Annotated in this window: 21 protein-coding genes; 13 read left to right on the forward strand and 8 right to left on the reverse strand. The window is 58.2% G+C overall.

Annotated features, from left to right (window positions below; translation table 11 throughout):
• Positions 1-10 precede the first annotated feature (10 nt).
• Positions 11-1,507: a right-handed parallel beta-helix repeat-containing protein gene (locus tag E5J99_RS16780; RefSeq protein WP_135498972.1), complete on the forward strand. Its 1,497-nt coding sequence runs from the start codon at positions 11-13 to the stop codon at positions 1,505-1,507.
• Positions 1,508-1,518: 11 nt separating this feature from the next.
• Positions 1,519-1,941: a secondary thiamine-phosphate synthase enzyme YjbQ gene (locus tag E5J99_RS16785; protein ID WP_210114471.1), complete on the forward strand. Its 423-nt coding sequence runs from the start codon at positions 1,519-1,521 to the stop codon at positions 1,939-1,941.
• A 35-nt stretch (positions 1,942-1,976) separates the two neighbouring features.
• Here the strand turns inward: E5J99_RS16785 and E5J99_RS16790 are convergent, their stop codons facing one another.
• Positions 1,977-2,555, reverse strand: coding sequence for a hypothetical protein (locus tag E5J99_RS16790; RefSeq protein ID WP_135498973.1), 579 nt, complete (start codon positions 2,553-2,555; stop codon positions 1,977-1,979).
• Positions 2,548-4,101 carry a 2,3-bisphosphoglycerate-independent phosphoglycerate mutase gene (gene gpmI / locus E5J99_RS16795; protein ID WP_135498974.1) on the reverse strand — a complete coding sequence of 518 codons (1,554 nt, stop codon included), beginning with the start codon at positions 4,099-4,101 and terminating at the stop codon, positions 2,548-2,550. Before gpmI ends, E5J99_RS16790 begins: the two co-directional genes overlap by 8 nt.
• 161 nt (positions 4,102-4,262) lie before the next feature.
• Here gpmI and E5J99_RS16800 point away from each other — a divergent pair, with 161 nt between their 5' ends.
• From E5J99_RS16800 to E5J99_RS16825, 6 genes are all read left to right on the forward strand, one after another.
• Positions 4,263-4,661, forward strand: a complete 399-nt coding sequence (locus E5J99_RS16800; RefSeq protein WP_135498975.1) for a DUF4783 domain-containing protein — start codon at positions 4,263-4,265, stop codon at positions 4,659-4,661.
• A 143-nt stretch (positions 4,662-4,804) separates the two neighbouring features.
• Positions 4,805-5,665 (forward strand): carboxylating nicotinate-nucleotide diphosphorylase, encoded by an 861-nt coding sequence (gene nadC / locus E5J99_RS16805; protein ID WP_135498976.1) that lies wholly within the window; start codon positions 4,805-4,807, stop codon positions 5,663-5,665.
• Between the two features lie 67 nt (positions 5,666-5,732).
• Positions 5,733-6,368, forward strand: coding sequence for a hypothetical protein (locus E5J99_RS16810; RefSeq protein WP_135498977.1), 636 nt, complete (start codon positions 5,733-5,735; stop codon positions 6,366-6,368).
• A 115-nt stretch (positions 6,369-6,483) separates the two neighbouring features.
• Positions 6,484-6,858 carry a hypothetical protein gene (locus tag E5J99_RS16815; protein ID WP_135498978.1) on the forward strand — a complete coding sequence of 125 codons (375 nt, stop codon included), beginning with the start codon at positions 6,484-6,486 and terminating at the stop codon, positions 6,856-6,858.
• A gap of 239 nt (positions 6,859-7,097) precedes the next feature.
• Positions 7,098-7,838, forward strand: coding sequence for an SAM-dependent methyltransferase (locus E5J99_RS16820; RefSeq protein WP_135498979.1), 741 nt, complete (start codon positions 7,098-7,100; stop codon positions 7,836-7,838).
• 73 nt (positions 7,839-7,911) lie between these two features.
• A complete protein-coding gene (locus tag E5J99_RS16825; RefSeq protein ID WP_135498980.1) occupies positions 7,912-8,649 on the forward strand; it encodes a ZIP family metal transporter in 738 nt (245 codons plus the stop codon).
• 48 nt (positions 8,650-8,697) lie between these two features.
• Here E5J99_RS16825 and E5J99_RS16830 read toward each other — a convergent pair whose 3' ends face one another.
• Positions 8,698-9,618, reverse strand: coding sequence for a DnaJ C-terminal domain-containing protein (locus E5J99_RS16830; protein ID WP_135498981.1), 921 nt, complete (start codon positions 9,616-9,618; stop codon positions 8,698-8,700).
• Between the two features lie 566 nt (positions 9,619-10,184).
• Here E5J99_RS16830 and E5J99_RS16835 point away from each other — a divergent pair.
• Positions 10,185-10,604: a DUF6799 domain-containing protein gene (locus E5J99_RS16835; protein WP_135498982.1), complete on the forward strand. Its 420-nt coding sequence runs from the start codon at positions 10,185-10,187 to the stop codon at positions 10,602-10,604.
• 62 nt (positions 10,605-10,666) lie between these two features.
• Here the strand turns inward: E5J99_RS16835 and E5J99_RS16840 are convergent, their stop codons facing one another.
• The 3 genes from E5J99_RS16840 to E5J99_RS16850 are packed head-to-tail and all read right to left on the reverse strand — an operon-like array spanning position 10,667 to position 12,159.
• Positions 10,667-10,861, reverse strand: a complete 195-nt coding sequence (locus E5J99_RS16840; protein WP_135498983.1) for a hypothetical protein — start codon at positions 10,859-10,861, stop codon at positions 10,667-10,669.
• Positions 10,862-10,913: 52 nt separating this feature from the next.
• Positions 10,914-11,309, reverse strand: a complete 396-nt coding sequence (locus E5J99_RS16845) for a septal ring lytic transglycosylase RlpA family protein (RefSeq protein WP_135498984.1) — start codon at positions 11,307-11,309, stop codon at positions 10,914-10,916.
• 10 nt (positions 11,310-11,319) lie between these two features.
• Positions 11,320-12,159: a glycoside hydrolase family 25 protein gene (locus tag E5J99_RS16850; protein ID WP_167852189.1), complete on the reverse strand. Its 840-nt coding sequence runs from the start codon at positions 12,157-12,159 to the stop codon at positions 11,320-11,322.
• Positions 12,160-12,307: 148 nt separating this feature from the next.
• Here E5J99_RS16850 and E5J99_RS16855 point away from each other — a divergent pair, with 148 nt between their 5' ends.
• The 3 genes from E5J99_RS16855 to E5J99_RS16865 all read left to right on the forward strand — a co-directional run bounded on the left by E5J99_RS16855 (position 12,308) and on the right by E5J99_RS16865 (position 13,514).
• Positions 12,308-12,583: a VF530 family protein gene (locus E5J99_RS16855; RefSeq protein ID WP_135498986.1), complete on the forward strand. Its 276-nt coding sequence runs from the start codon at positions 12,308-12,310 to the stop codon at positions 12,581-12,583.
• A 123-nt stretch (positions 12,584-12,706) separates the two neighbouring features.
• The gene (locus E5J99_RS16860; RefSeq protein WP_135498987.1) at positions 12,707-13,105 is read left to right on the forward strand and encodes a hypothetical protein; all 399 of its coding nucleotides are present in this window, start codon (positions 12,707-12,709) and stop codon (positions 13,103-13,105) included.
• An 85-nt stretch (positions 13,106-13,190) separates the two neighbouring features.
• Positions 13,191-13,514, forward strand: coding sequence for a hypothetical protein (locus E5J99_RS16865; protein ID WP_135498988.1), 324 nt, complete (start codon positions 13,191-13,193; stop codon positions 13,512-13,514).
• A gap of 98 nt (positions 13,515-13,612) precedes the next feature.
• Here the strand turns inward: E5J99_RS16865 and E5J99_RS16870 are convergent, their stop codons facing one another.
• Positions 13,613-13,996, reverse strand: coding sequence for an Hsp20/alpha crystallin family protein (locus E5J99_RS16870; protein ID WP_135498989.1), 384 nt, complete (start codon positions 13,994-13,996; stop codon positions 13,613-13,615).
• A 297-nt stretch (positions 13,997-14,293) separates the two neighbouring features.
• Between E5J99_RS16870 and E5J99_RS16875 the strand changes: the two genes are divergently transcribed.
• Positions 14,294-15,067, forward strand: a complete 774-nt coding sequence (locus tag E5J99_RS16875) for a PPK2 family polyphosphate kinase (protein ID WP_135498990.1) — start codon at positions 14,294-14,296, stop codon at positions 15,065-15,067.
• A gap of 159 nt (positions 15,068-15,226) precedes the next feature.
• Here the strand turns inward: E5J99_RS16875 and E5J99_RS16880 are convergent, their stop codons facing one another.
• Positions 15,227-16,255 (reverse strand): Gfo/Idh/MocA family oxidoreductase, encoded by a 1,029-nt coding sequence (locus E5J99_RS16880; protein ID WP_210114472.1) that lies wholly within the window; start codon positions 16,253-16,255, stop codon positions 15,227-15,229.
• Positions 16,256-16,380: the final 125 nt, after the last annotated feature.

Raw genomic sequence — 16,380 nt, forward strand, 5'->3', positions numbered from 1 at the left:
TACCTGCCCCATGCGCTACCTGCTACCGCTGTTGCTTATTCTATCGGGCGTGCTCACGCTGCTGCCGGGCTGTGAGCCCAAGGAGGATCTGTTTACGACCGACTCCAGCGCCAAGCTCGAATTTTCGGCCGATACAGTGCTTTTCGATACGGTTTTTGCGCAGGTCGGCACGGTTACGAAGCGGCTATGGGTGTATAACCGCAACAGCCGCGCCGTGAAGGTGGAGCAGATCAGCCTCGCCAATCCGGCCGTATCAGACTACTCCATTATCGTGAACGGGGATGCGGGGCCCGCTGCCAACAACGTCGAAATCCGGGGGAAAGACAGCCTGTTGGTGCTCGTGCGGGCCAAGCTGGGCCCCGGCAGTGCCCAGCCAGCAGAAGGCAAGCCGTTTTTGGTCGTCGATCAGCTTCGGTTCAAAACCAACGGCAATGACCAAGCCGTGCAGCTGGTGGCCTACGGCCAGAATGCTTATTTCCATACCGGAGCGCTGGCCTGCGGCGAGGTGTGGCGCGGCGACAAGCCCCACGTACTGCCCAGCTCAGTACTCGTGCCGGCCGGTTGCGTGCTCACCATCGAGGCCGGAGCCCGGGTATACGCCCACGCCGGCGCGGCCATCATCGTGAAAGGCACCTTGCAGGTGAACCCGACCCTGGCTCCTACCGGCGAGCAGAAGCCCACCGACCGCGACATCGTCCGCTTTTCCGGCGACCGGCGCGAGTCTTTCTACGATGAGGTGCCGGGCCAGTGGGCCGGTATCCAGTTCGATTCCGTCAGCAGCCGCAACAACATCATTCGCTACGCCGAAATCAAGAATGCCAGCTTCGGCTTGTTGGTGTATAACCCTGGCAACCAGCAGCCTCGCCCCAAGGTAACGGTTGAGAATACTATTGTCAAGAATATCTCGGGAGCCGGGCTGTCATTTGCCGGCGGCGGCCAAAGCTTCGATGGCGCGGGCGTGCTGAGCATTGCCGGCGAGTTTACGCTGACGAACTGTCTGTTTACCAACTGCGGCGAGTACGCCATACTGGGCCTGGCGGGCGGCACATTCAACCTCAACTTCTGCACCATCGCCAACTACACGCCCCAGTTCCGGCGCGAAACCGAGTCGGTGCGGATCAACAACGCGTCGCTGCTCAAGCGCGTGCCGGGCCCGCTACTCACCCGCGTCACCATTCGCAACTCCATTATCTGGGGCTCGATACCGGATGAGCTGCTGTTTGAAAACGGCAACGGCTACGCCGACCTCACGATTCGGAACAGCGTGCTACGCACCCAAGCCTATAAAACGGCTTTTGCTGGTAGCACCGAGGGCAACTTGCTTAACGTGGACCCCAAGTTTAAACGCCCCGCCGACCGGTTTGGCGACAAGTTCGACTACAACCTGGATACGCTGTCGGCCGTCAGCAATACGGCGCGGCCGCTCACAACCGCTACCGACCTGCTCAACCGCCCCCGCGACCCGGCTACTCCCGACCCGGGCGCGTACGAGCGCAAAAACCGGTAGCAAACCCTGTTATGATCTGGATTCAGAAACGGTTGCGCCTGCCCGCCGTGCGCCGGGGCTTTCACCTCATCACCGATCTGCTGGTGGCTGAGTTGCCCGAGCTGGAAGGCCTCACCATCGGCACGGCTCACTTCTTCCTTCAGCATACGTCGGCCAGCCTGAGTATCAACGAAAACGCCGACCCCACCGTTCGCCACGACTTTGAGCAGTACTTCAACCGGGCTGTGCCTGAAAACGCGCCCTACTTTCAGCATACCCAGGAAGGCCCCGACGATATGCCGGCCCACCTGAAAGCCGCCATGCTAGGCACTTCCGTTACTATCCCGATTATGAACGGGGAGCTGGCATTGGGTACCTGGCAGGGCATCTATCTGGGCGAGCACCGCACCCACGGTGGCCGCCGCTGGCTAGTGGCCACGCTTATGGGGCAGTAGCAGCGTAAGCGCGGTAGCCTCGTAAGCCGCTTCCTTTACAGCACCCGCACGGTAGCCGAATACCGGATGGTATCGAACAGCACCAACTTCTGGACGCCCCGCACCTGATAGGTAGTCAGCAGGCCATTGCGGTAGTTCAGCAAGAGGGTTTTACGCGAGAAGAACAAGGGATTATCCTGCGTCAATACCGCTTCGATAATGCCATTGGGCGCGCTGCCTCCAGTTGCTTGCAAGCGGTCCACGATATTATCTACCCCCGCTCTGCGACGATATACCTGCAATGGCGCGCCGGAAGCGTCCGTCAGGCCTGCCTGGGCTTCGTAGGTACCACGCAGCGCCGGTTTGTTGATGTCGGCCTGGTAGAAAATCTGTAGCTCCTTACTCCAATCGACCTGGACCACCCGCGTGGTTTCTACTTGACCGTCGCGCATAGTCACTTGCTTTTCCACGGCGGCTTGGCGCTTGGTCAGCAGCGCGGTTTGGGTGTCCAAAAAGCCCTTAACATCGAAATACAATGGCTTGCGGGCGGGCTGCTGGACGCTACTACCGCCGCCCGGCTGCTGGTCGCAGGCACTGGTAAGTGCCACTACCGCCACCCAGAGTAGGCTACGCATTCGTCGAAACAGTGGCACCGCTGGGTTGTAGCAACGACTGACCCGTCATAGCAGCGGGTTGAGCCAAGCCCATCAATGCCAGTACGGTAGGGGCAATATCACCCAGCTTGCCATCCGTCAGCGTCCCCTGATAGTCGGTATCGGCCAGAATACAGGGCACCAGATTGGTCGTGTGGGCCGTATTGGGCGTGCCGTCCGGATTGATCATCATGTCAGCATTGCCGTGGTCGGCAATGATGATGCAGGCGTAGTTACTGTCCAAGGCTGCCATCACCACGTCGCGGGCGCAGGTATCAACTGTTTCTACAGCCTTCACGGCTGCCTCAAACACGCCCGTGTGGCCTACCATGTCCGGGTTAGCGAAGTTGAGCACTATGAAATCAGCAGACTTGGCCTGCAACTCCGGCACCAGCGCGTCGCGCAGGTCGTAGGCACTCATTTCGGGCTGCAAATCGTAGGTAGCCACTTTGGGTGAAGGACGCATAATGCGGGTTTCGCCCGTAAATTCGACTTCACGGCCGCCCGAAAAGAAGAACGTGACGTGCGGGTACTTCTCGGTTTCGGCAATCCGAATCTGTCTTTTACCATTGGCTTCCAGCACCGCGCCCAACGTATTTTCGAGGTTATCTTTCTCAAAAATCGGGTTAACGCCCACGAATGTCGCGTCGTAGTTGGTCATGGTCAGGTAATGCAGGTTCAGCCGATGCATGTTGAAGGCATGGAAATCCTGCTGGGTCAGCGCCTGCGTAATCTCGCGGCCCCGGTCAGTGCGGAAGTTGAAGCACAGCACCACGTCGCCCTCCTGAATAGTAGCCAGCGGCAGTCCATCGGCACCCACTTTCACGATGGGCTGCAAAAACTCATCCGTCACGCCTTCCTTATAGGAGTCGAGCATGCTTTGAATCAGGTTTTGCGAAGGCGTGCCTTTGCCATTCACCAGCAGGTCGTAGGCCACTTTCACCCGTTCCCAGCGGTTGTCGCGGTCCATGGCGTAGTAGCGGCCCACAATAGAGGCAATTTTGGCCCCGGTGCGGGCGATGCTCTGCTCCAGGTCGTTCACGTAGTTCACGCCGCCTTTGGGGTCGGTGTCGCGGCCGTCGGTGAAAGCGTGAATAAACACTTTGTGCACGTCGGCATCATGTGCCAGAGTGCAGAGAGCCTTCAGATGCTCGATGTGGGAGTGCACGCCGCCATCGGAAAGCAGGCCGATATAATGCACGTTGCGGCCGGTGGTGCGGGCGTACTCAAAGGCCTTTTCCAGCGTGGGCATCGCGCCTAGCTTCCGCTCCCGAATGGATTTGTTGATACGCACCAGATCCTGGTACACCACCCGGCCGGCCCCGATGTTCATGTGGCCTACTTCCGAATTACCCATCTGCCCGTCGGGCAGGCCCACGGCTTCGCCGGAAGCCTGCAGCTTGCTGTGGGGAAAGCGCTGAAACAAGGAATTAACAAAGGGAGTATCGGCCTTGTCGATGGCCGAAACCTCTGTATTCTGAGCCAAGCCCCAGCCATCCAATATCACCAGCAACACCTGTTTATTCATAGCTGCAAAGATAGGCGCACCGATGGGAACGTGCGCATTTTGTTGGTTTGGGTTGGTTTAGGTTACCTTAGAGGCGTGACGGTCGGCTGGAGGGACATTTTATGGACTATGCTTACTTGGCATAGTTTTGGTGAACTACGTGACACATCCCTTCCTCTAGTATGAAACGCAACATAGTTCAGGTTTTTACCCTCGTCTGGCTCCTGTTACTCTCCGTAACGGTACTGGCACAAGGGGAAGCCTTCACCCCGGTACGCAACGCCATTCGTGGCGGCTCGTCGCGGGAGCTCTCCCAGCATTTTGGCTCCACGGTAGAATTGAGTTTTGACGGTGACAAGCAAAGCTACAGCGCTACGCAGGCCGAGTTCGTGATGAAAGACTTTTTTGCCAAGAACGCGCCGGCCGGTTTCGACTTCGTACACTACGGTGGTAGTAACGAAGGAACGCCGTATGCAGTTGGCAAGTATGTCAGCAAAACCGGAGCCTACCGGATGTTCGTCAAGATGAAGTCGGACCGGGGCACCTTGGTGATTGATACCATCGATTTCACGAAGGAATAACCGCATATCGGGCTCCGCAACGCTAAGAATTTGACAGAAAACTACTTATTGTCAGAGTACGGCGGCCGGTAAGCAGCCAATTGTTTTTAAGGATTCCAGGAAAGGCCCCGGCGCAAGTCGAGGCCTTTTTCTATTTTTGCACCGTGCAAATCCCTCCTTACCTGACCCCCGAAGCTCTCACCACCTTTATCCGCGCGGCGCTGGCCGAGGATATCGGCGACGGCGACCATTCCTCCCTGGCTGCTATTCCGGCCGAGGCCCGCAACCGGGCCCATCTGCTGGTGAAAGGGGAAGGCGTACTGGCAGGCGTGGCGTTAGCTCATTTGATTTTCCGGGAAGTAGATGCCGACCTGAACGTAGAGCAGCACCTCGCCGACGGGGCCCGCGTGAAGCACGGTGATATTGCCTTCATCGTGGAAGGCCGCTCCCAGAGCATCCTGACGGCGGAGCGGCTGGTACTGAACTGCATGCAGCGCATGAGCGCCATTGCTACCTCCACCGCCCACCTGACCAGCCTGCTGGCCGGCACCAAGGCCCGCCTGCTCGACACGCGCAAAACCACGCCGAACTTCCGCATCTGCGAAAAATGGGCAGTCCTCATCGGCGGCGGCGTCAATCACCGCTACGGCCTTTTCGACGGCATCATCCTCAAAGACAACCACGTGGACTACGCGGGCGGCATCCGGCCGGCCATCGAAGCCACGCACGCGTATCTGGCGCGCACCACCCGGCAGTTGCCCATCGTGGTCGAAACCCGCACGCTGGCCGAAGTACAGCAGGTGCTCGACGTGGGCGGTATCGACCGGATTATGCTCGATAACATGGCTCCGGCGCAATTGCGCGAAGCGGTGGCGCTCATTAATGACCGGTTTCCGACGGAAGCCTCCGGTGGTATTACGGAGCAAACAATTGCTGAAGTGGGCCGCACCGGCGTCGATTTTATTTCGGTGGGAGCCCTCACTCATTCTGTCAAAAGCCTCGATCTGAGCCTGAAAGCCTTTTAGCAGCGGCGCCGCTCAGACCCAACCCTGACGGCGATGCTGCCCTTACTTCTGATAACGAACCAGTAGAATGCAACAACCTAATCAACGGGGTGGCTACCGGCAGGCCCAGGGGCCCACGCCCATGGCCATCCGGACCAAAAAGTATCAGCTCGACAAGGACACCTACACGCGCATGGCCATGGCGCAGGTCTGGAAGAAAGAATGGTGGTATGCCCTTATTCCGCTGGCGGTAGGGCTGCTGCCGGCCGTAATCTGGCCCTCGTGGTGGTGGGTGCTGGTGGCCTTCGTGCTCACGCTCCTCTACGTGCTGCTGCGCTCGGCCCAGATTACGGGCGTGTCGCAGATGGAGCAGAGTAAGGCACTCTTTGAGCGCATGAACTACGAAATCGACAACCGCCAGATTCTGCTACGCCTGAACGAAACCAAGGGCATGGGCCTCACCTGGGACATGATTGGGCAGGCCCGCCGCGACAGCGACGCCTACCTGCTGTGGCTGCAGCCCCCAACCGCAGCCGATGAGCTCAAGGGCTTCAAAGGCTGGCTGGCCCGCACCTTTACGGTGCCCGTGTTCCTGCACATGCCGATGCGCATCTTCAACTCGCCGAACGATATCAAGCTGTTTGACTCGATGCTGCGGCGGAAAAACCTGCTGCCGGCTCTACCCCTCGCCCCGGCCGCGCCGACGAGCCCAACTTCCGCGTAACTTTGCGCGGGTCTCGCTGGTAGTGTACTACATACTGAGGCGACGAGGCGGGTAGCCGCAGCCAGGAACTGCTCGGTTGCTCGGCACCTGATTAGAATTTCAACTTCTTACGAACATGACTAAAACTCTTCTGCTTTCCGCTTTGGCCGTGGCCAGCCTGGCCCTGAACGCTTGCAGCGGCGAACCTTCGGACCTGCGTCCGGAAGCTAAGGTATCCGTAGATCTGGTGGCTCCCGGTGCCCGCTCGACCGAAAATTTTGACCACGGCACTGCCCACGAGGCGCACCAGGCTAAAGGGGGCGCTATTGCCGAGCCGATCAGCTCGGGGACGAACTATGAAAAAGACCGGCACCCGGTAGCGGAAGAGGCCATGTCGGCAAACAGCGAACAAGCGTTGCGCACCAAGAAAAAATCAGACGCGGCGAAAATCGGAGCTAGTGTGCCCCAGGACAACACGGAAAAGCCAGCCGAAAAAATGAAGGAAGAATAGACAACCTTCTTTTCGTCAACAACTTGGCCCTAGTGCTGCCCGTCATCGACTTCTGGTCGAGGCGAGCCGGTGCTGGGGCCAACTTGTTGGTGGTACCCGCAGAGCACCCCGAGCCAGACCTAGCGACGGGGCTGAATATGCGGGGCTTTTTGTAACATTGTTGCAAAATAACCTGGCTATGCTTTGTCCGTTTTCCGTTGGGAAGCAGCTGCCGCTCTTGCCTCTTTCCTCTTTACTTGATGTCACAGCCCGCCGCCGAATGGTTTAGCACCTGGTTCGATTCGCCCTATTACCACCTACTCTACCGGGAGCGGAGCCACGCGGAGGCGCATGTGTTTATTGACGAGCTGCTGGCACATCTGCACCCCAAACCGACTACGCGCCTGCTGGATCTGGCCTGCGGCAAAGGACGGCACGCCATTTATCTGAGCAAAAAAGGCTACGATGTAACCGGGGTCGATTTGTCGCCGGAAAGCATTGCTTCTGCCCAGCAGTTTGCGCACGAGCACCTGCACTTTCATGTGCACGACATGCGCGACACGTTGCCCTACGGCCCGTTCGACTTCATTTTCAACCTATTTACCAGCTTTGGCTACTTCGCCAACGAAACCGAAAACGTAGTGGCGCTCCGCTCGGCGGCGGCGGCGCTGCGGCTGGGTGGAAAGATGGTCATCGACTTTATGAACACCGAGCGCACTGTGCGTGAATTGGTAGCGCGGGAGGAGAAGACGATAGGCGACATTACCTTCCGGATACGGCGGCACCTCGACAACGATTTCATCGTGAAGGAAATCAGCTTCCTGGACCAGGAAGGACACGCGCGGCAGTACGAGGAGCGAGTCCGCGCCCTTAGCCAGGAGCGATTCGAAGAATACTTTCAGATGGCAGGGCTGCGGCTGGTCGAAGTGCTGGGCGACTACCACCTGGGCGCCTACGATGAAAAAACCAGCCCACGAATGATTTTTGTGCTGAAAAAATAAGTGTCGTGCCTCGGTCAGGCACCAATGGCCGCCTCGCCGGTCCTTTGCTAGTTCTGTTCTTTATTCATTGCCCATGTGGTTTGCCGTTCTGCTGTTGTTTCTTACCGTAATGGGCGCGGGTTGGCTCACCCGACTGGTGCCCACGGCGCGCACGGTCTGGATGAAACCGCTGCTGGCTTTCAGTGGAGCCTACTTGTTCACGCTGACTATTATGCACCTGCTGCCGGAAGCCCTGGCAATGGAACCAGCGCAGAGCCATCGGATCGGCTACTATGTGCTGGCAGGCTTTTTTGGGCAACTGGTGCTGGAGGTTTTTTCGCAGGGCGTGGAGCACGGGCATGTGCACTACGAAACCTCGCACGCGGGACGGGTGCCTTTTCTGCTGCTGTTTTCGTTGGTACTCCATTCCTTTCTGGAGGGCAGCATCCTGGTAAAGTCGCCGGAGGCGGCTGGGGTGGGCCAGAATTTTTATGCCATCATGACGGGCATTGCACTGCACCATATTCCGGCTGCTTTTGCCCTGATGGCGGCGTTGCTGCTGCGGTTGAGCAGCTTTAAGCGGGCTTTCCCCTACCTAGTGCTGTTCGCGTTGGCTGGTCCGGCGGGTATTATCGTCAGCAACTACGTGGTGCTGGAAGAGTTGCTGCGCGGTGGCCTGTATGCGGCACTGCTGGGACTGGTAGCTGGCAACTTCCTGCACGTTTCTACCACCATTCTGTTTGAGACCAGCCCCGAGCACCAGCTGAACCTCCCCAAGCTCGCGGCTACAGTAGCGGGCTGCGCACTAGCGCTGGCCGTCGATTTAGTGTAGAATTCGCGTGGCATGCTGTGCTGGTGACGAGGCGACTTTCTGTACCGGTCAGGCGTCCTTGCGGAGTTCAGCTAGTTGCTGGATCAGCGCTTTTTCTTCGTCTGTCAGGTTCTGGGGGAGTGTCAGGGTAAGGCGCAGGTATAGGTCGCCGTGCTGGTCGGCCTGTTTATACACCGGAAAGCCTTTGCCCCGCAACCGTAGCCGGGTGCCGTTCTGCGTTTCGGGCTTTATCATGATTTTGACCGGCCCGGAAATCGTATCAACTACCTGCTCGCCACCTAGCAGCGCCTTATAGATGCTCACCGGCACCTCCATCGTCAGATCGGAGCCCGTACGGGTGTAGCGGGCATCGGGCTGCAGCCGAATGGTGATGAAGAGGGAGCCGCTGGGCCCGCCGTTGCGGCCGGGTGTACCCTGGTCGCGCAGCCGGATGGTTTGGCCATCTTCTACCCCAGGTTGAATGGTGAGGCGCAGCTTCTTGTCGTTTACCGTCAGCGTGCGGGGGCCGCCGTGGTAGGCATCGGCCAGAGTCAGCTCCAGTTCGGCCTGATAATCCTGACCCGCCGCAGGGCGCGGGCTACCGCCGGCCCTACCGCTCGCATCACCAAAAATGGAGCTGAAAAAATCGGAGAAATCGGCCCCGCCAAATGGGTCGTTGGCCCCGCCCCCACCCTGCGTGTACTGCGACCAGTCGAAGCCCCCACCGCGGCCGCCCCGGCCACCGGCGCTGCCGGTTTGCTGGTAGCGTTGCCAGTCGGCACCCAGCTGGTCGTATTTTCGGCGCTTGGCCTCGTCGCTGAGCACTTCGTTGGCCTCATTCACTTCCTTGAACTTCCGCTCGGCGGTGGGGTCGTTGGGGTTCACGTCGGGGTGATGCTGCCGGGCCAGCTTGCGGTACGCCTTCTTGATCTGGTCGGTAGTGGCTGTTTTGTCCACACCCAGGGTCTTGTAATAGTCTTTGTAATCCATTATTAGTTAGAAAGAAGCGAAGAAAATAACAGGTGTACAGCCGCTAACTGTGCTGCTCCTACTCTGTCTTCCATGCCGCCCGTTTTGGTGGGTAGGCGCTTCTATGCAGAAAGAAGCAGCGCCGGTATGTGGCTTCGCCAACTACTGGTGCGCCGACTGCCGTACGCTTGAACATTTATGCTGGTGGGCTTCGTCTTCGCTCGTAAGTTCGACTTTTTTCCCGTGCATAATTTGGCTGGCACTTTTCCTTAGCACCTTTCCTGGGCTCCTCACGCTGAATCATCCAGTTAGATTATACCACTATCAGCTTTTCCCTCCGCCATAGTAGCATGATATTTATCCTATGCTTAAATTAAACGACTATATGCGCGCTTTTCGATTATTACAAGGGTTATTGAATAGCAAACAAGCAAAAAAAGATACTACACTAGTGCAAATGTTTGCTTTTTCGATGCCTCATCAGCTGTTGAGCTACGGAAAAATAAGCCTATTATTTGGTTTGGTTTTTGTATTTTACACGTCTTGCCCGATTTAATTTCTCCTCTCTCACCCAAAATAGTTGTCTTATGAAAATTCGCTTCTCTCTTCTGCTGACGCTTGGACTTGCGGTGGCTGGTTTCGCGGCGCAGGCCCAAACCAGAATGCCCGCTCGGAAGCCGACGGCCCCCAAGGAAAAGGTCGTCGTTCGGGAAGGTGTGACCATGAAAGACGGGGTCGTGATGCAAAGCGGCAAAGTGCTGGTAACCCAACAGGGGCTTACCGCACCGCTGGCCCAGCCTATGTCTCTTACCAACGGCACCAAAATTATGGCCGACGGCTCGGTGACGATGGCCGACGGCAGCAGTGTGATGCTCAAAGAAGGTGACATGCTTTCCTTGAGTGGCCGGCTAACGACGGCCGTGATGAAAGCTGAGCAGGACAGCCTGATAATGGCCGTAAAAAACGGCGGCGGCAAAAGCAAAATGAAAGTAAAGAACAAGAAATAGCCGCGCGTACAACGGCTAAAGTCAACAAGCTCCGACACTTGCTGTGTCGGAGCTTGTTGACTTTAGCGCTGGCTGTAATCCCGCAAAATCTCGTGGACTTCAGCGTCGTCGCGGGCTTCTACTATTTCGGTGATGACGAACTGGATTTCGGCTTCGGTCCAGTTCTGGGCCTCGGCGGCTTTCACGAAGGCGCTAAGCGCAGTGAAGCGGTCGGCCTCGGCGGGGTAGGGCCAGGTTAGTTTTTTTCGAATTCGCATGCGGGTATTGCTATGTTCTACACTGAAAGCCTGCCGTTTAACACCTGACAGGTTACCGTTTAGCGGCGGCTCGAACCACTTTGAGCTGCACCGGGGCCACACCGGCTTCAACGATATCGATTTTGCGGGCGGCCTTACGCGAGAGGTCGATGATGCGGCCTTTGGCGTGAGGGCCCCGGTCGGTAACGGTGACCTTCACCGAGCGTTTGTTACGCGGGTTGGTCACCTTCACGACCGTGCCGAAGGGCAAAGTGTTGTGCGCCGCCGTGAGCTGATTGGGCCGGTAAGTAGTGCCGCTGGCGGTTTTACGGCCGTTAAACTTATCGGCATAATAAGAAGCCCCACCGCTTTGGGTGAAAGCGTCTTTGCTACCCCCGCAGCTGCCCAATGACACCCCACAAACCAGCAATAGGCAATAACCAGCGGAGCGCAACAGGGAAATGGGCATGAGCAACGAATTAGTTGAGGCTGGACGGGGAGTTTTTCCCGGTTTCGGGAATGCGCAAGGCCAGTAGGCTCTCGAAGTTACCCTGAAAAACGTTGAAGTCGACCGTGCCCCGAATACCGGGCACGTAGGCCTCGTCGCTGTGCTGCCAGATAATCCATTTGTCGCGGGGCAGCACGGGGCTGTCGACTTCATAGTGGGCGAGCCACAGCGGGTAGTCGTCGAAGTGGCCGGCCAGGTAGCGCTTGTAGAAGCCGTAGTTGGAATACAGAATGGGTCGCACCCCGTAGTGGCGCTCCACCAGGCGCAGCCACGTCGTGATACCGCGCCGCATCTGGGCCACATCATGAAACTCGGGAGCCTCTACGTCGAGCACGGGCGGCAAATCGCCGGAGGAAAGCGGCACGGTGCGCACGAACAGGGTGGCCTGCACGGCGCCGTCGTAGTTGGGCTGAAAGTAGTGGTAAGCGCCCCGGTAGATGCCGGCCGCCCGGGCCTCTTTCCAGTTGCGCCGAAAGCGCTGGTCACGCAGCGTAATGCCTTCACTGGCCTTGATAAACGCAAACCGCACCCGGTGCTCGGCCACCGTTTTCCAGTTGATGGTGCCCTGGTACGAGGAAACATCGATGCCATGCACAGTGTAGCCATCCAGCAGCGGCGTCTTTTCCCGACCCGTCAGGCTGCCCAGCGTAAAGCTGGCATAGGTGCGGCGCACGTAGCGGTGAACGAGACGCTGATACCGCAGATATACCACCAAGCTCACCACTCCCAGCACCAGGACGGAGAGGCCCAGATAGCGCCGCCAGGGGGAGGCAGCGCGGCGGCGGGAAGCAGTTCGTGGAGGTCGGTTCATGAGGGGGTACTCTGCCAAAGGTAACGAACAACTCGGGCCGAGTGATGCCCGCGGGCTGGCAAAAGACTTAGCCGAGGCGGGCCAATAGCCCGCATAGCGCATATACAGCCACTTTTCGTCACCTTTGCACTTCCTTTTTGCTTTCCTTATGCCGCAACCTGACCCTCTTGATGCCCGTGACGAATCCGGCTACCTCATTCGTGAGCTGCACGGCATCAAGCTAGCCCAGATTCTGGAATACTTGGTAGCGCACTACGGCTGGCCCGGCCTAGACGAGCGAATTCGCGTCAACTGCTTTTCGGTTGACCCGAGCATTAAATCGAGCCTGGTTTTTCTGCGCCGCACGCCGTGGGCGCGGGCCAAAGTGGAGGAATTGTATGTGCGGGCCCGCACGGCAGAAGTGCTGGGCCGAAAGAAGCCGTAGCGGAGGGGCCACAGCCGGCAACGTGCCCGAAGAAGATGAGTGTGGCTGTCCGCTCTTGGTACAGTTCTTGGCTGGCTGTGCTCAACAGCCTGATTCTCATTCACTCCTTCTCATTTCTCTCTCATGAAAAATTTCCTTCGTACTACCGCTGCTTCTGCTTTGTTTGTAGGCCTGCTGGCTTTTGGTTCTTCAGCCCAGGCCCAGGAAGTTAAAACCCAAGGCAAAGGCAAAGGCGCGCTGGTCTACAAATCGGCCTATAAAGAGTGCATTACGGGCGACCTGACCGGCTTGGCCCAGTGCGTGAACATGACCCAGGAAACGTACGTGGTAACGCCCTCCGGCAATGAAACTTCCGTCTGGAAAGGCACTGCGCCGGCTGCGTTGCGCCCTGCCAGCACCGTGGTGAAAGACGCGACCTGGCAGGAAAGCGGCAAAACCTACACCACCCACAGCACCACCACGCCCAGCGGCGAAGTGTCGCTGACGCTGCACTACAAGCAGAACGCCAAAGGCAATAAGTAGCTCCGGCTTCCGCTAGTAGGTAACGAAACAAGTCGACCAGCGGAGCACTCCGCTGGTCGACTTGTTTTTTGTAGCTTGGGGGCTGATGGCTGAAATCACCGAAAAGTCCGGGCTGCCGGCACGCCTCGTGGGGCTGACACTGTTTGTAGCATTTGAAACCGCCACGTATTACCTGCTGAAATACCTTACCTCGGGCCTGGGCATGACCGACCAGATGCAACCCGAGAATACCATCGTCAGCAACTGGGTGAAGACGGTAGTTTTTTTGCTGCTGCACTTATCCTTAGTCGTAGTAGCGGTGCTGGTGCTCAGCAACCGCCTGCCGCGCCGCTACCGGGGGCAAATAATGGGCTGGTTCTATCTGTCGCTAGTACTGGGCTTTGTGCTGCTGGTTCCGCTGTTTGGCTGAGGCAGCGACAATAAAAAAGCCACTGCGGAAGCAGTGGCCAAGTGGAACAAAGGTACCGGTCGGTCCCGGCAGTATAGAAAAAGCAGCGGAGCAGACTCCTAGCGCTGCCTGATTTCAATTTCGCGCTTCTGAGCAGCCGCATCCTTGTACGGAATGCGCACCTGCAGCTCGTGCCCCTTATGTACCGCGTCGATGCGGCTCAGGTCGAGAGTGGCCGGCAAATCCAGGGTGTGCGCAAACAGCGGGGCCGCCAGCGTATCCTCCGGCTGGTGGCGGTATTCGCAGTACACCGTCAACTGGTCGTTGTTGAGCACCACGTGAAAGGTCTCGGGGCTGACGCTCGGAATAGCGACCCGAACCAACAAGCCCTGCTCACGCGTGTCGACCCGCACCACTGCCTGAGCTGCGCCGCCACCCAACGTATTAACCAGGTCGAGCTGGGGGGCAATGCGGCGAATGAAGTCTCTGCTGATCAGATTCATAAGTTACTTTTGTTTCTTAGTTGCTAGCCTAAATACAAATGCTGTACCAAGCTTACTGGCTGGCTTTGTCTGCCTGCCTTCGGCCACAATGGCTGAATCACACCGTTCTATTGCAGTATACTTCAGCCATTATGACACCGTGCAATCATAGGCTTCTAGTAGTGGCTCGCAAGCCAACAAGAAGCCCAATGACTCCGGGGATCAGCTAGCATGGGAAGAGGCCTCTTTGTCCAGTGCATGTCCCCGAAATCAAGCGGCGCTTAATAGGATGCTATTCTTGCCGGCTTACCTTGTAACATGAAAAAGTTCGCGGCCTTCAACCTGCGTAAGCTCCCTAGCCATGCCCCGCAAGGCATGAATAAGGAGGATAGCAAGCGCAAAACCGAGCAGCTGCAGCAGGACTTAGTAGAGCTGCAAAACCGGCTGTATGCCGAGAACCGCCGGAGCGTCCTCATCATTTTGCAGGGCATGGATGCCAGCGGCAAAGACGGGCTGATTCGTACGGTATTCAGCGGCCTCAACCCCCAGGGCGTGCGGGTGCATTCCTTCAAGGAGCCAACTTCCGAAGAGCTGGCCCACGACTTTTTGTGGCGGATACACGCCCAGGCACCCCGGCACGGCATGATTCAGGTTTTCAACCGCTCCCAGTACGAGGATGTGCTCATTACCCGCGTCCAAAAGCTGATAACTACCGAAGAGGCCCGGCGGCGCTTCGTGGCTATTAATGCCTTTGAGAAGCTGCTACAGCAAAGCGGCACGACGGTGCTGAAATTTTACCTGCACGTGTCGGAAGATGAGCAGCGGCAGCGGCTGCAGGAGCGCCACAGCGACCCGACCAAGCAGTGGAAGTACGAAGCCGACGACGAAGGAAAGGTTAAAAAGTGGCCCCTCTACCGGCTCATGTACGAGGACGTATTCCGCCACTGCAACCCCGGCAGCTGCCCCTGGCACCTGGTGCCCGCCGACCAAAACTGGTACAAGGCTTACGTGGTAGCCAAAATAGTGCGCGACACACTCAAAGAAATGGCCCCACGCTACCCGGCTACCAAAAAGGAGCGGCCGAAAGAGTAGCCTAACGGCAGCGGCTATACCGCTTGTTCCATCATGCTTCATCGGGCGGCCGCTTGCCGATGCATCGCGCGGGCAACGGTCAGTAGGCAAGCCTTTTCAGCGAAGCGAAAAAAACACTTCTGAACGGCCTGCTTGTGTTAATTTCCTCAACGGCCTTTGTTACAGCACCCAGACATCGGCGGCCTGAGCCATAATCTCATTTTGCCACAGCAGCTGCTCTTCCCGGATAGGATAGGGTGCGCCGTGGCGAATGGTTTGGCAGACTGCTTCAAACAAGCCGGTGTAGTTCCCTTTGGCGGCAGATAGCAGAGCGGTGGTTTTCACGTCGTTTTCCCCGACCACGGTGAGGATGCCCGCCTGATCGGCGGACTCCAGGCCGTAGGCGGGCGCTAGTGGGGATAGCCCGGCCACGAGCTGAGCTTCCTGCACGTCGCTGCGGTTTTTGCGGAAGCTGCCCCGCGTGCCGTGCAGCACGAAAGCCGGTAGCGGGTCGGCAATGAGCAGCCCGGAGGCGACCGTGACCGTGAAGCCGGCGTAGAGCAGCTGCAGCGAGAAGTAGTCGTCGACCTGCGTGCCCGCACGGAAGCGGCCGGTGGTTTTGCGCACGTGGCGCGGCTGTCCAAACAGGCTGATAACCTGGTCGAGCAGGTGAGGGCCCAGGTCGTAGAGCAGGCCGCTGCCAGGCACCAGCATTTCTTTGAACGGCTTGGGGTTGAGGGTAGACTTGAATCGGTCGAAGCGAAACGTGACTTCGAGTAGCTGCCCCAGTTGCCCGCTTTCCACGACCTGCTTCACCAACTGAAAGTCGCTGTCCCAGCGCCGATTCTGGTAGGCCAGCAGGTGCCTGCCGTGGTGCCGGGCCAGGGCCCACAACTCCCGCACCTCGTCGGGTGAGGTGGCAACGGGCTTTTCCAGCAGTACGTGCTTGCCAGCTACCAGCGCCCGGCGGGTGAACTCGGCGTGGGTGTTGCTGGGCGTATTTACCACTACCAACTCCAGGTGATCATCGGCCAGCAGCTCGTCGATGCTGTCGTAACTCACTACGCCGGGGTACTGCTGCTGGGCCTCTTTACGGCTCCGCTCGGTGACGGCGCTCAGCTCGAAGCCGGGGTGCGCAGCCACGAACGGCGCATGAAACACCTTGCCCGACATGCCATACGCCAGCAGGCCCGTACGAATTTTTGTCATAGTCAGAAAGCGAAGAAGCCGTAGTCAGGCCGGTTAGAGCCGGCAGAAAGACTCGTGCCGGCGGCCGCAACATACGCCGGCGGCCCCTAATTCTCGCACCCACTGAGCGGCTTTTGCACTACCGC

This window comes from Hymenobacter elongatus (genome assembly GCF_004745955.1).
GTDB lineage: Bacteria > Bacteroidota > Bacteroidia > Cytophagales > Hymenobacteraceae > Hymenobacter > Hymenobacter elongatus.

Bases quoted from the DNA above. Each gene is read 5' to 3' on its own strand.
- E5J99_RS16865 (WP_135498988.1), top strand. From the start codon at position 13,191: ATGGCTGAAATCACCGAAAAGTCCGGGCTGCCGGCACGCCTCGTGGGG.
- E5J99_RS16810 (WP_135498977.1), top strand. From the start codon at position 5,733: ATGCAACAACCTAATCAACGGGGTGGCTACCGGCAGGCCCAGGGGCCC.
- E5J99_RS16780 (WP_135498972.1), top strand. From the start codon at position 11: ATGCGCTACCTGCTACCGCTGTTGCTTATTCTATCGGGCGTGCTCACG.
- E5J99_RS16840 (WP_135498983.1), bottom strand. From the start codon at position 10,861: ATGCGAATTCGAAAAAAACTAACCTGGCCCTACCCCGCCGAGGCCGAC.
- E5J99_RS16815 (WP_135498978.1), top strand. From the start codon at position 6,484: ATGACTAAAACTCTTCTGCTTTCCGCTTTGGCCGTGGCCAGCCTGGCC.
- E5J99_RS16850 (WP_167852189.1), bottom strand. From the start codon at position 12,159: ATGAACCGACCTCCACGAACTGCTTCCCGCCGCCGCGCTGCCTCCCCC.
- E5J99_RS16820 (WP_135498979.1), top strand. From the start codon at position 7,098: ATGTCACAGCCCGCCGCCGAATGGTTTAGCACCTGGTTCGATTCGCCC.
- E5J99_RS16880 (WP_210114472.1), bottom strand. From the start codon at position 16,255: ATGACAAAAATTCGTACGGGCCTGCTGGCGTATGGCATGTCGGGCAAG.
- E5J99_RS16790 (WP_135498973.1), bottom strand. From the start codon at position 2,555: ATGCGTAGCCTACTCTGGGTGGCGGTAGTGGCACTTACCAGTGCCTGC.
- gpmI (WP_135498974.1), bottom strand. From the start codon at position 4,101: ATGAATAAACAGGTGTTGCTGGTGATATTGGATGGCTGGGGCTTGGCT.
- E5J99_RS16835 (WP_135498982.1), top strand. From the start codon at position 10,185: ATGAAAATTCGCTTCTCTCTTCTGCTGACGCTTGGACTTGCGGTGGCT.
- E5J99_RS16875 (WP_135498990.1), top strand. From the start codon at position 14,294: ATGAAAAAGTTCGCGGCCTTCAACCTGCGTAAGCTCCCTAGCCATGCC.
- E5J99_RS16860 (WP_135498987.1), top strand. From the start codon at position 12,707: ATGAAAAATTTCCTTCGTACTACCGCTGCTTCTGCTTTGTTTGTAGGC.
- E5J99_RS16825 (WP_135498980.1), top strand. From the start codon at position 7,912: ATGTGGTTTGCCGTTCTGCTGTTGTTTCTTACCGTAATGGGCGCGGGT.
- E5J99_RS16855 (WP_135498986.1), top strand. From the start codon at position 12,308: ATGCCGCAACCTGACCCTCTTGATGCCCGTGACGAATCCGGCTACCTC.
- E5J99_RS16785 (WP_210114471.1), top strand. From the start codon at position 1,519: ATGATCTGGATTCAGAAACGGTTGCGCCTGCCCGCCGTGCGCCGGGGC.
- E5J99_RS16845 (WP_135498984.1), bottom strand. From the start codon at position 11,309: ATGCCCATTTCCCTGTTGCGCTCCGCTGGTTATTGCCTATTGCTGGTT.
- E5J99_RS16830 (WP_135498981.1), bottom strand. From the start codon at position 9,618: ATGGATTACAAAGACTATTACAAGACCCTGGGTGTGGACAAAACAGCC.
- E5J99_RS16800 (WP_135498975.1), top strand. From the start codon at position 4,263: ATGAAACGCAACATAGTTCAGGTTTTTACCCTCGTCTGGCTCCTGTTA.
- E5J99_RS16870 (WP_135498989.1), bottom strand. From the start codon at position 13,996: ATGAATCTGATCAGCAGAGACTTCATTCGCCGCATTGCCCCCCAGCTC.